The 13253-nt window shown below is 45.2% G+C and carries 10 protein-coding genes; 3 read left to right on the top strand and 7 right to left on the bottom strand.

What is annotated here, in order from left to right; genetic code table 11:
* Together F6K52_RS21405 and F6K52_RS21400 are read right to left on the bottom strand one after the other, a co-directional pair.
* The coding region (locus F6K52_RS21405) for a response regulator transcription factor (protein ID WP_293082310.1) at positions 1-603 on the bottom strand (603 nt) is incomplete at its 3' end.
* Positions 604-932: 329 nt separating this feature from the next.
* A complete protein-coding gene (locus F6K52_RS21400; protein ID WP_293082306.1) occupies positions 933-1754 on the bottom strand; it encodes a fatty acid desaturase in 822 nt (273 codons plus the stop codon).
* A gap of 76 nt (positions 1755-1830) precedes the next feature.
* Here F6K52_RS21400 and F6K52_RS21395 point away from each other — a divergent pair, with 76 nt between their 5' ends.
* Entirely contained in the window at positions 1831-3066 is a 1236-nt protein-coding gene (locus F6K52_RS21395) for a methionine gamma-lyase family protein (RefSeq protein ID WP_293082302.1), read from the top strand.
* A gap of 91 nt (positions 3067-3157) precedes the next feature.
* Here F6K52_RS21395 and F6K52_RS21390 read toward each other — a convergent pair whose 3' ends face one another.
* On the bottom strand, positions 3158-4450 hold the full coding sequence (locus F6K52_RS21390) for a tetratricopeptide repeat protein (protein WP_293082299.1): 1293 nt from the start codon (positions 4448-4450) through the stop codon (positions 3158-3160).
* A gap of 116 nt (positions 4451-4566) precedes the next feature.
* On the bottom strand, positions 4567-6258 hold the full coding sequence (locus F6K52_RS21385; protein ID WP_293082295.1) for a S8 family serine peptidase: 1692 nt from the start codon (positions 6256-6258) through the stop codon (positions 4567-4569).
* A 680-nt stretch (positions 6259-6938) separates the two neighbouring features.
* Between F6K52_RS21385 and F6K52_RS21380 the strand changes: the two genes are divergently transcribed.
* Positions 6939-7571, top strand: coding sequence for a DUF4340 domain-containing protein (locus F6K52_RS21380; protein ID WP_293082290.1), 633 nt, complete (start codon positions 6939-6941; stop codon positions 7569-7571).
* Between the two features lie 187 nt (positions 7572-7758).
* Positions 7759-8556, top strand: a complete 798-nt coding sequence (locus tag F6K52_RS21375; RefSeq protein WP_293082287.1) for a stomatin-like protein — start codon at positions 7759-7761, stop codon at positions 8554-8556.
* 359 nt (positions 8557-8915) lie between these two features.
* Here the strand turns inward: F6K52_RS21375 and folP are convergent, their stop codons facing one another.
* The 3 genes from folP to F6K52_RS21360 form a co-directional block, all read right to left on the bottom strand.
* Positions 8916-9761, bottom strand: a complete 846-nt coding sequence (folP, locus tag F6K52_RS21370; RefSeq protein WP_293082284.1) for a dihydropteroate synthase — start codon at positions 9759-9761, stop codon at positions 8916-8918.
* Positions 9762-9896: 135 nt separating this feature from the next.
* A complete protein-coding gene (gene tpiA / locus F6K52_RS21365) occupies positions 9897-10622 on the bottom strand; it encodes a triose-phosphate isomerase (RefSeq protein ID WP_293082281.1) in 726 nt (241 codons plus the stop codon).
* A gap of 287 nt (positions 10623-10909) precedes the next feature.
* On the bottom strand, positions 10910-13060 hold the full coding sequence (locus F6K52_RS21360) for a polyribonucleotide nucleotidyltransferase (RefSeq protein WP_293082278.1): 2151 nt from the start codon (positions 13058-13060) through the stop codon (positions 10910-10912).
* Positions 13061-13253 lie beyond the last annotated feature (193 nt).

Below are 13253 nucleotides of genomic sequence, written 5' to 3'. Positions count from 1 at the left end.
ATGCACTCGAATGGTTTCGATATCATCGTCAGGGTCATACCCCCAAACTTCTTTAAGGATTTCGCTGGGAGAAACAGTTTGACCATGGCGCTGCAGTAAACAGTGCAGTAGTTCAAACTCGAGATGCGTCAGTTTCACGGTTTTATCAAACCAAATCGCCTCAAACCTTTCTGGAACCAGGGTCAAAGGACCATAGTTCAGGATTTCCGTATGCTTAGCAGCTTGGGGAATTCGGTCTGTGCGCCGTAGTAATGCTCGCACTCGCGCCAGCATTTCTTCGAGTTCAAAGGGTTTGGTGAGATAATCATCGGCACCAGCATTAAAGCCTTCTACCTTGTCTTGGGTTTGACCTAGGGCAGTCAACATCAATACTGGAATATCGGAAGTTCGTTCATCCCGACGTAACCGTTGGCAGACGGTGAAGCCATCTACCTTAGGTAGCATCAAGTCTAGCATAATCAGGTCTGGCTGCAGTTGCAGAGCTAGAGCCTGACCCTTGATGCCATCCATTGCTTGACTAACATCGTAGCCAGCCATCTCCAAATTGATGGTGACTAATTCTGAAATTGCGGGGTCGTCATCGATGACCAGTATCCGGGGCATCACTAAGGAGTTGTTGGTAAGGTTTATTTGTTAACGTTCGATAAGAACAATTTTAGATTAGTAACAATACTTATACGATTATAAAGGCAGACTTTAAGTTTGTTGTAAACAAAAGCTAAGAAATTTTAAGATTTCCTAATTTTACGCAAAACTCCCTGGAGCTGAGTGCTAGATTCATTAGTCCTGAGTAGACAGGATAAATTCATGGTGCAAGCACTGTTGAAACCAGAGTAAGCTCTGCTGGTCAGCAGGGTTTACTGCTTATCCCTGAGAACTAAAGCCCCTCGGCAACTAGCAGGGTAGTACTCAAGGTACCACCCTAGGGAAACTTACGTCTGTTCAGGACTAATCAGTTTCACGTTTTTGGCTAAACCCAGCTGTTGTAGGAACTGAATCGTCATCCAAGTCAGGTCAATTTCCCACCATTTAATGCCATGCCTTGCAGAATACTGATAAGCATGGTGATTGTTGTGCCAGCCTTCACCATAGGTGAGTAGGGCTACCCACCAACAGTTTTTTGAGCTATCTTTAGACTCATAGGTGCGATAACCAAATTTGTGAGTAGCACTGTTGACAAACCAGGTACAGTGAAACACAAGCACTAGGCGCACAAAAATCCCCCACACCACAAATGGCCAGCCACCAAGGGCATACAGCAACAGTCCTAGAACCACTTGAATCAGCACAAAATACTTATCTAAAAACTGATAGACCCGATCTTCAGAAATATCTTTAGTGTATTTAGGAATGTCCTGATCAGCAGGGATTTTATGCAACATCCAAGCCATGTGACTCCACCAAAAGCCTTGATGGGAGTCATGAGGATCGGGTTTGGTGTCAGAGTGCAAATGATGGATGCGATGTAGTCCTACCCAATCTATCACTCCTCCTTGACAGGAAATGGTACCACACAAAACTAGAAAGTATTCTAACCACTTGGGTGTCTGAAAACTGCGGTGAGTCACTAAGCGATGCCATCCCAGAGTTACCCCCAAGCCCCCTGTCACCCAGTGGAAAAATATCATTACGCCCACTGCTGTCCAATTAAAGTTGCTCGGAAGTAACGCAAACAGCGCTGCTAGGTGAATAAAGGCCATATAGGTAATAACGACCCAATCTAAACGAAGATTATCTGAAGTAGCAATTGTCATGCAGTAAGTCTAATAGGATACAAATTGTAATAACCCGCTCTCTTTGATCTAAAATTTCGAGGCGCGAATTTTGGGAATGAACAGCTCTCAAAGGCTGCAAGCAGCAGAAAAAGCACTATTTCCGATCTTTTATGGTATTGACACCGCCGTCAAGCAAAATCTTAAAAAGGTACTGAATTCTTTTCGAGTACATCGTGTAGGAGTGCATCACTTTGCTAGTGTTTCGGGCTATGGACATGATGATTTAGGACGCAAAATTCTCGACATGGTATTTGCTGATGTCATGGAAGCTGAATCGGCAGCGGTTCGGGTACAATTTGTTTCCGGAACCCATGCGATCGCATCTTGCCTGTTTGGGGTATTGCGTCCTGGTGATGAAATGCTAGCGATTGCCGGTGCCCCTTACGATACCTTGGAAGAGGTGATTGGTTTACGAGGTCATGGTCAAGGTTCCCTACTAGAATTTGGGATTGGTTACAGCCAGTTGTCCTTAACTAGTGAGGGAAGTTTAGATTGGTCAGCCTTGGCAACAGCGGTAGGAGAGAATACCCGCCTGGTTTTGATTCAGCGTTCCTGTGGGTATTCTTGGCGAAAGAGTCTTTCTTTATCAGAAATAGAAAAAATTGTCAAGCTTGTCAAACAACAAAATCCTGATACTATCTGTTTTGTCGATAACTGTTACGGGGAATTTGTAGAAGAGCAAGAACCGACAGCAGTAGGAGCAGATTTGATGGCGGGTTCCTTGATTAAAAATCCTGGGGGAACGATTGCTACTGCTGGAGGCTATGTCGCTGGAAAAGCTGACTTAGTTGAAGCGGCGACCTGTCGTCTGACTGCTCCAGGGATTGGTAGTTCAGGTGGGGCTACTTTCGATCAGAATCGATTGCTGTTTCAAGGATTATTCCTAGCTCCCCAAATGGTTGGTGAAGCCCTCAAAGGGAATCATTTAATCGCTCATACTCTTTCAGCACTCGGTTATCGGGTCAATCCCCCACCGATGCTACCCCGTCGGGATGTGATTCAAGCCGTTGAGTTGGGTTCAGCGGAAAAATTAATTGCTTTCTGTCGAGCGATACAACAGAATTCTCCCGTAGGTTCCTACCTCGACCCTGTCCCAGCCGCAATGCCTGGTTATGAGAGTCAGTTAGTGATGGCTGGGGGGACTTTTATTGATGGTAGTACGTCAGAATTTTCTGCCGATGGTCCGCTCAAGGAGCCTTATATTGTGTTTTGTCAGGGAGGAACCCATTGGACTCATATTGCGATCGCATTAGAAGCTGCCATTGAAGCAATCGGAATAGCTGATAGCTGATACCTGTTGCCTTAGCTTGCCCATAGCGCAATAGCTGATAGCTTAATGATTACTTGTCGCTAGTGTTATCAATATTTCAGTTACTATAGCACTATCGTTCTAAATCCTTGATCACTTTCTCCCAATACCACTTTTCTGGCATTCCTGGGAATTTTCCTTTAGCCAAGTCAAGTAGGCGTGTTGCGATATCCGATTGTCCTCCTACCAGTCTGAGTAATCTTTGTTGCAACTCCCTACTAGGTTTAGTATTTGATGGTGCTTGTGATTCTCGATTCCTCGACCCCTCGGTCAGTTGTAATGGCTGTAGCTGTTTGAGTTTATCGAGCAGTTTCCGATAATTAGTCCAGTCTTGTTGATCGAAATACAGGTTTGCCGCTTGTTGATAATCTTCAAATGCTCCCCGTAGATCCTCAAACTTTTCACGAGCCGTTGCCCGATAACGATATGATTGAGCATCATTGGGTTTAAGAGTAATAACTCGGGAATAATCTTCGATGGCTTGGCGATAGTCTCCCATCTGGATATAGGCATTACCCCGATGAATCAAAACGTCCCGATTTTCCGGATTGCTTTGTAGTAACTTGGTCAAGTCATCAATAGCTCCCCGGTAATCTCCTAGTTCAATGCGTACTAACCCTCGATGGTAAGAAACTTGAGTATCTTGGGGATTTAGTTCCATGGCTTGACCAAGGTCTTGAATTGCTCTGCTGTAATTACGAAGTTTGCAGTGAACAATACCTCGATAGCAATAGGCTTGAGCATTTTTGGGGTCAACCTCAAGGAGCCAGTTGAAATCTTCTAAGGCTTCTCGGTATTTGCCTGTGTTAACTTTATTTATTGCTTGATTACAAAAATCGTTAGTCTGGGCTCGACCTAAAGCTAATAGTTGCTGTTGTTGAATTTGATTGATACTTTCAAGACAACGACGACAATTTAATTTATCTTTTTGCTCTAGGTAGAGCTGAGCTGCTTGTTTAAATGATGCGATTGCAGCCTGATTATCTCCTAACTTACGGTAGGCACTACCTTGAAGCTTACAAGCTGCAGGCTGGTTAGGATTAATTTTAAGTATTTGATTGGCATCTTCTATTGCTCCAGGGGCATCTCCGAGTGCCAATCGAGCCAAACCCCGCCCGAAATAAACTTCAATACTTTCAGAATTGATTTGTAAAGCCTGAGTATAATCGGCGATCGCACCTTGTTGATCCCCTAAGTCAAAGCGAGCCATAGCTCGTTTATAGTAGGCTTCGGCGAAGTTCGGATTAATCTCTAAGGCTTTGTCAAATTCCTCAATTGCTTCGTTCAAGTCTCCTTGACGAATTTTATCTATTCCTCGGTAGTAAAACTCTGCTTCCATTGCTTCTGACTCTGAATCAACTACCATTACTTACTAGTTTAGTTATTTTATTATTGTTTTTTTTGTGATGTTGATGAGTAAAATTTGGTAAAATTAATTAATTTCCTGGATGTGAGGAAAGTTTCCAAGTTTCCCCATCTTCCCTATCTTGCCTCTGATTTGGAATCTGCAACTGTCCACCAAGCCAAAGCATAAGCTTGAGACGGCTGATTAACCTGTTCGTGATACTGAACCCGAATTTTGTAGCGACCTTGAGCCGGGACTTGGCAGAAAATATGTTCCACAGCATCTGCTTCACTGATAGAAGCACAGACACTTTTGTTAGTGTCCTCTTCTCCCACTGGCATTAAATAGAGGTCAAGATTATTCAAACCGCGATCGCTAAAACTCTCCCCAACATCATAAGCATCATTATTATTGTCATCCTCTAACTCTACCAAACGGTCCCAAGCGAGAGTTAAAGAGATAAAACTTCCTTCTGCTAGGGGTTTTGTTAACACATAGTCCCGATAAGATGATTTTTCCACACTACGGTAATCCCAACCGACTGGTGGCACTCCAATGCCGCTGGGACTCCATTGGCCGAGTTTAAATTGCTGGTAAGCTCGAAACCCATTGAGATGTCCTGTCCCCATCTGCATATCCAGAGGAATTTTGGGGTCTTGGTAAGCATCAGATTCTAACCAGTGGTGATTATCCTTTGCCCGAATCGTGCGACTCATGCCTAGTAGCATCCCATCACCGAGATCTTGAATTTTGTCAGCAGAATTAAGCAACACTGCCTTCATTACTTCATGGCGTCGGGAATCTGTACTCCAATTCATCCACAAGCTATGCAGCCCGGTATTGGCGGTTTCCGCCCTGAGGGACTGCATCAAGAATAGTTTTTCTTGTCTTGAGCGCAGCTTGCGCAAAGCTGAATCACCAAATTCCTGTAGCAATGCTACAGCACCAGTGATATGGGGAGCAGCAAAACTGGTACCACTGACCTTAGTCACTTTACCTTTGAGGTCATACAACGATATCTTGTTGCCAGGAGCTACTAAATTAATCGAGCGGCGAGAACCAACATTAATTTCTTGGCGAATCATACGACGACCAATACCAACTGGTAAAGCACTCAAGTTAGCAAAGTCTACTTTATTAAAAACTCCCTGACGCTTGGCTGTGTATGCTGCATTAATACCATTAAAATTATCTGTGGGGATCGGAATGCCCCCTTTGCCTTGGTTGCCAGCAATCACATACAAGACATCATGCACCCTAGCTGACCAATCGATACATAGAGTTAACAGCGCATTGCCATCCAGCACCGCTTCCTCCCTGGGGTCCCGCTGTAGGGATTCACCAAAACTAAAATTAATTGCCCGCACATCTGAGCCATTTTGCTGAGCAATATGCTGAGCCGACAGGCACTCTTCTGGTTGTCCACTCCTAGACAGGGAGCCAACTGCTGAAGCGTAGAGTTTTGCCCCAGGTGCTACTCCCGGCAACCCTTTGTCTCGACTAACCATCACAGCTGCTACCATAGCCGCATGTTCATCAACATGGGTATTCGGTTGTGCTGGGGTGTTACGATAATATACTCCCGCAGGAATTACTGTCCGATTCTTGACAGCGGCCTTATCCTTACCAAATAATCCAGGTCTACCAATTTCCACTTGCCCAATGGCAATTTTGCGACCGCTTAAATTATAGGGAGGTTGGTGTAACCGATAGACATTAATACCAGCTTCTGAGATTGATGTATCTAATCCCAAGGCTGGGGCGATTACCCCTGAGATGCTTAAACCACCCAATAGCCATACCAGTGTTTTTTGGATCGGAATTTTCATAATTGTTTACACAGAGTGCGTTGATTTATCTGCGACTACTTAGCCATTTCCCCAAAACTTAGCTAGATCTAGCTATAGCGTTTCTCATAATTGTGAGCTACACAAGATTTTTTCCCTGTTCCCTCTTTTCCCCTCCTGGGAGGGGTTAGGGGCTCACAGGGGTAGGTTTTTAACAAAAACGTGAGGTGTGGGGTGTAGGGGGTGGGGTGTAGGGTGTGGGTGATAAGAAAGCGATGCAGCGCGGTCTTGGGGGAAACCCCCGCATGAAGGCGCAAATCACGCTAATCAATAAGTTTTACCCCTTTTCTGCATAGCCGACCAACCATAAAGGCTCAACGTAATCAGGTTTCGTCTCCGGGGGAAACCCCCGCGTGAAGGCGCTGCCTCCCCAAGACCGCACTGGCTCCCCAAGACCGCGCAAATCACGCTTGTCGTTGTCAGCCATGCTTTGCGCGAGTGGGGGAAACCCCTGTGAGGCCACTGCATCGCTTGTCTTATGCCCCACACCCCACACCCCACACCCAATACCCCACACCTGAGGTCAAAGTAAAAAACCTACCCTTATGAGGGGGTTAGGGGTGGGTTCCTGTTACCTGTTCCCTACTCCCTAATCCCTACTCCCATTAACCCCAAGGGGGGCGTACCTCACCCAATTGAGAATCCCTATAAAGTATTAAGCTGTGTTTAGATTGATGCAGTTTAATCCCATGAAACTACAACGGACAACTCTGATTTTAGTCATTTCTGCCATCCTCCTGGGGGGAGGTGTATATATTTATGAAATTCAGGGTTCTGAAAAGCGAGAAGCTGCTAAAATCCCTAAAAAACCTATATTTAATTTCACTGAAGACGAGATTCAATCGTTTACTGTTAATAGTGATGACAAGACCTTAGTATTCGAGCGAGCCAGTGAGCCAGAATCGGGTTGGCGGATGAAAAAGCCCAAAGAAGCAACAGCTAGTGATGCGGTTGTTTCCTTTTTGTTGAACTTGCTGGCTCAGGGTAAAAGCGATCGCATTCTTACGGTTAGCCCTGACCAACTTCCAGAGTATGGATTAGACAAGCCCTCAGCAACTATAACAGTGAAACTGAAAAATCAGGACAGTCCGAAGATGATCTTAGGCAACTTGGACTTTACTCGCAGTTTCCTATATGCTCAAGTTTTACCACTGGATTCCAAATCTGAGCAGTTGGATGTACTGTTAGTGCCCGTGGACTTTCAGTATGCGGTCTCACGCCCCCTCTCAGAATGGCTGGTTAATCAGGAAAAGGCTGAAGAAGAGAAGCCATCTGCTGCTGAAAAAACTGACTAGTAACAAATCCACAGAAGTAAGCTTCCCTGTAGTTTTGATAACAGTTTTGACAGTCAACCCAAGGGTCGCTAGAGTGAAAGTTATCTATACACACATTTTGTGCTGTTCTATTGATAAAGTTATTTAATGCAAACGCTAGCCGCAACATCAGTTAATTGATTAATCTCCTAATCGGATCTTAAACACTATGGATATTCTTCTTAGCATACTCGCCCCAGTTGTTTTAGTAGCTTTTGGATACAGCGTCGGTACCACAAAAGTTGTCCAAGAGGGAAATGAAGCTCTAGTAGAACGCTTTGGTAAGTATCGTAAAAAACTAGACCCTGGTCTTAACTTCAATGTAGTTCCGTTTATAGACAAGATTGCTGTAGAAGAGAGTACCCGTGAACAGATTTTAGACATTGAACCTCAGCAGGCAATTACGAAAGATAACGTTCAGGTAGAAGTCGATGCCATCGTGTATTGGCAAATTTTAGATATGTACAAAGCTTTTTATGCTGTAGACAATGTTCATGAGGCGATTGAAAATTTAGTGATGACCACCCTGCGTTCTACCATTGGTCAGTTGGAACTAGATGAGACTTATGCCTCCCGAGACAGAATCAATCAGAACTTATTGCAACAACTAGATGATGCCTCTGCTGATTGGGGAGTCAAGGTGATGCGGGTTGAGGTGCAAGAGATTAAACCACCCCAGACTATTATCGATGCCCTAGAGAAGGAGCGAGCTGCTAAGAGTGAGAAACAAGCCAAAATCTTACAGGCTGAAGGTACAGTGGAGTCGATCCAAATGATATCCAAAGCTCTTGAAGAGCAAGCTAATACTCAGAAAGTCCTACAGTTTCTGATCGCTCAACGCTATGTAGAAGCTAATGAAAAATTAAGTGAAAGCAGCAATTCTAAAGTCGTCTTTATGGATCCAAAAGCACTGAGCGAAGCCATGACTGATTTGCTTCAAACTGAATCTGTGGGGCAGAGTAATTAGGGCAATAACAATGTAATAATTTAGCGGTCAGCGGTGAGCTAAAAGCTCACGCTTGCACGTTCAGCGGTCAGCTTAAAATAAAGCTCAAAAGGTAAAATTTAATAGTTCGAGATTTTCTCGAATTGAAACTCTGGGAAAAAGCCCATCTAAGCATTGAGCGGTCAGCGGTCAGCGGTCAGCAAACGTAACAGAGATTAAACCAATGCTTACCTCTTTTATTCAAAAGCTAATAGCTGATAGCTGAATGCTGTTCGCGTAGCGTGCGCGTAGCGCTTAAGCCGAATTATGATAGCTGAATGCTGATAACTGATAGCTGAATGCTGTTCGCGTAGCGTGCGCGTAGCGCATTAACTGAATACTTAAACACGCCAAATCGCATCAGCAACACGGCAGACATCATGGAGCTGGCGAACATCGTGTACCCGCAGGATGTCTGCTGAACCGGCAATGGCACTGCAACAAGCCGCAGCAGTTCCCCAAATTCGACCCTTGGGGTCTGGTTGATTGATAATGCGTCCAATAAAGCTTTTCCGAGATACTCCGACTAACATCGGTACACCAAGGGCATCAAACTTAGGCAGTTGCCGCAGAATCTCTACACTTTGCTCAGCGGTTTTGGCAAAACCAATGCCTGGGTCAATAATAATATGCGATCGCTTAATTCCTGCTGCGATTGCGGCATTGACCTGCTCCTCCAGAAAGCTATAGATTTCCCCAATTAAGTCTTGATAATCAGTTAGTTTTTGCATGGAAACGGGGGTGCCTCGGATATGCATTAAGACAATGGGTACCCCCAACTGGGCTACGACTGGCAACATGTCTGGGTCAAATGTGCCACCGGAAATATCATTGACCATATTCGCACCAGCTTCTACCGCCGCCTTAGCCACAGATGCTCTAGTGGTATCCACAGAAATCGGTATCTTGACCACTGAACGGATTGCCTTTACCACAGGCACAACTCGTTTCAGTTCCTCCGCTAGGGAAATTTGCTCGGCACCAGGTCGAGTCGATTGACCACCAATATCGATAATATCAGCACCAGCATCTACTAGAGCGTGAGCTTGCTTTAAGGCAGCTTCTGGGGAATAATACTCTCCGCCATCACTAAAACTATCGGGGGTAACGTTCAAGATACCCATGATATAGGTTCGTTTGCCCCAGTGGAAAGAATAGTTCTGGATGGTTAATTTTCCTTTATCCATCGCTTATGAATCATGGCTAATTGCGAATTTAAAATTGTCCATTGCAATTAACTAATTAACAAATTAAATAAATAATAATAAGCTAACTAACAATTAACAATTAACAATTAACAATTAGCCAATGACTAATCACAACTACTGATAATTGACAATCCTGGCAAAGCTCGCAGGTTCCAAGCTTCCTCCGCCCACCAATACTCCATCAATTTCTGATTGAGCCATAATTTCATCAATATTATTGGGTTTGACGGAGCCACCATATTGAATTGGGACATTAGCTTCCTTGAGTAAGGAGCGAATCAATCCAATGATTCCATTAGCTTCTGAGGCATCACAAGTATCGCCAGTACCAATTGCCCAGATTGGTTCGTAAGCAATCACTAAATTTTGCTGGTCAACGTTGACTAGGTCTTTTTCCAACTGCTTGGTAATAATGTCTTCTGTTTCACCAGCATCCCGTTGTGCTTTCGTTTCCCCAACACACAGAATCGGAATCAAACCATGACGCTGAGCAGCGTGAAGGCGTTTATTAACGGTTTCATCCGTTTCGCCGAAGTATTGACGCCGTTCACTATGACCAACAATGACATAGCGCACACCAATTTCCTTGAGCATGTCACCAGCAATTTCACCAGTGTAGGCTCCAGAATTTTCCCAGTGGATATTCTGAGCCCCGATCTGTACAGGAGTATTTTGTACATGCTCAGACATCACACCCAAGTCGGTGAAGGGAGCACACAGAACAACCTCCCGTTCTATGGGAGTTTGCTCCAGCTCAGGCAAAAATCCCTTTAAAAACTCAGCGGTTTCCGCTTGAGTTTTGTTCATTTTCCAATTACCAGCTATAACAATTTTGCGCACAGCTTAACTAAATCATCTCTAAACCATAATGCATTCTTTAGTTTAAAGCTTTTACTTACGCCAATATCAGAATTGTTAGACTTTTGCTGTTCACTGACCTGATCAGACGATACTCCTAGGGTAAGTTCGCCGGAAGCATCATAAGAGTAAGGTCAATTTATTCCCCCAACTCCCCAGACGCTTCTTACATCTGTTCTGTGACATCTCCCGACATTGATACAAGCAGCAAAAGCTGTCGCTGTTAACTTTTGCCTCTTGCCTCTTGCCTCTTGCCCTTGCGCGTAGCGCTATAACGCTGCTGCTTCCCGTGCTGCGGCAGCTTCGTCGGGATGAATGTTCAAACGGGTTAAATTAAGACGACCCTTGTTGTCAATTTCCCGTATTTTGACAACTACCTCATCTCCTACGGCTAACTCATCTTCCACTTTGCCAACTCGGTAGTCAGCCAGTTGGGAAATGTGAATCATGCCTTCTTTGCCAGGAAGTATTTCCACAAAGGCACCAATGGGAATAATCCGGGTGACACGACCAACATAGACATCCCCTTCATTCAGCTTGCGGGTTAAGCCTTGGATGATACTGATAGCTTTTGTAGCCCTGTCCCCATCCATAGCAGATACGGTAACTGTACCGTCATCTTCAATATCGATTTTTGCCCCAGTTTGCTCGGTAATTCCTTTAATTGTCTTACCCCCTGGACCAATGACTGTACCGATGAACTCCGGATCAATCTTCATGGTTAACAGACGAGGAGCAAAGGGTGACATGTCTGTGGAGGGTGTGTCAATCACCGCCAGCATCTTTTCTAGGATATGCAGTCTGGCCGGTTTGGCTTGCTCAATGGCCTGGGCTATGGTGTCCATGGACAAACCAGTGATTTTCATGTCCATTTGCAAAGCCGTGATGCCAGTATCGGTACCGGCGACTTTGAAGTCCATGTCACCCAAAAAGTCTTCAATACCTTGAATATCGGTGAGAATGCGGACTTCCTCTCCTTCTTTGATCAAACCCATGGCTGCACCACTAACGGGTTTGGTAATGGGTACACCTGAATCCATCAAGGCCAGTGTTGAACCACAAACCGATCCCATGGAGGTGGAACCATTGGAGGATAGCACTTCCGATACTACCCGGATCACATAGGGAAACTCGTGTTGAGGGGGCAACACTGGCACTAATGCTCGTTCGGCTAAGGCTCCGTGACCAATTTCACGCCGTCCGGGCGATCGCAATGGCTTGACTTCCCCTACAGAAAAGGGTGGGAAATTGTAGTGGTGCAGATAGCGCTTCTCATCTTCTGGGTTAAGGTCATCTAGAGTTTGGGCATCTCCAGGTGTTCCCAAGGTAACTGTGGATAGGACTTGGGTTAGTCCTCGGTTGAACAAAGCGCTACCATGAACTCGCTGAGGTAATAGACTGGTTTGACAAGAGACAGGACGCACTTGGTCTAGCTTGCGACCATCTACGCGCACTCCGTCTTCCACAATCTGAGTACGCATCAGTTTTTTGGTGAGGCTTTTGAACAGCTTATCGACTGATGCGCTATTTTCAGTAACCGCTACACGGATTGGGTCATCCTCTTTGAGTTCGGCAATTTCTGATTTGACAGCAGTGTCCTTAACTTCATCTAAGGCAACATCTCGACCCTTTTTGTCCAGGTCAAATTGGGAGAGGATAGCTTTAATTTTGTCAGTGGCGCGGACGCGAATAAATTCTTCTAGATTCGAGTCTACGGCTGGGGGTTCGGCAATCACTATTTCAATTCCCAACTCCTCAAGCAGGTCTTGCTGGGCTCTGATCAAGTCTTGTACCGCTTCGTAGCCGAAATCGATGGCCTCGATTATATCTTGTTCCGGTAATTGATTGGCACCAGCTTCTACCATAATTACCCCTTGTGGGGAACCAGCCACGACTAAGTCCAAGTCGCCGTTTTCGATTTCTTTGTAGGTGGGATTAATCATAAAATCATCCCCGAGTAACCCTACCCGTACAGCTGCCATTGGTCCATAGAAGGGAATGCTGCCCTGCAACACAGCAATCGATGCACCAGTAACTGCCAAAACATCTGGCGGTACTTGTTCATCCATAGACAGGGTAGTTGCTACAATCTGTATATCATCTCGTAGCCAACTGGGAAATAACGGACGCAAGGGACGGTCAATGAGACGGCTAGTTAGGATAACTTTTTCTGGAGGACGGCCTTCCCTTCTTAGGAAACCACCTGGAATCCGACCTGCTGCGTAGAGTCTTTCTTCGTAGTCAACTACCAAGGGCAGAAAATCGACCCCTTCTCGACCAGGGGCACGAGTTGCCGTCACTAAAACTGCTGTATCCCCCGACTGTATCATTACTGAACCACCAGATTGAGGGGCAAGTAGACCTACTTTGAGTCTAATATCCCGTCCATCAAAGGATATTGACTTGTCTATCTCTACCATTTCGGTACTTTTTCCTTCTTTGTTTGATCACTGTTCTCGTTCTGTCGCAATCGTAGCATTTATCACTCGGGGGGGTGGTAAGTAGGAAAGGGAGTAGGGAGCAGGGAGTAGGGAGTAGGGAGTAGGGAGTGGGGAGTAGGGAGTAGGGAGCAATGAAAAAATTTCTATGCACCTGATTAGACTAGTAAACGCA

The organism is Moorena sp. SIO3H5, from assembly GCF_010692395.1.
Lineage (GTDB): Bacteria > Cyanobacteriota > Cyanobacteriia > Cyanobacteriales > Coleofasciculaceae > Moorena.
Note: the sequence above shows the minus strand (reverse complement) of the source record. Positions and strands in the feature narration are given on the sequence as shown.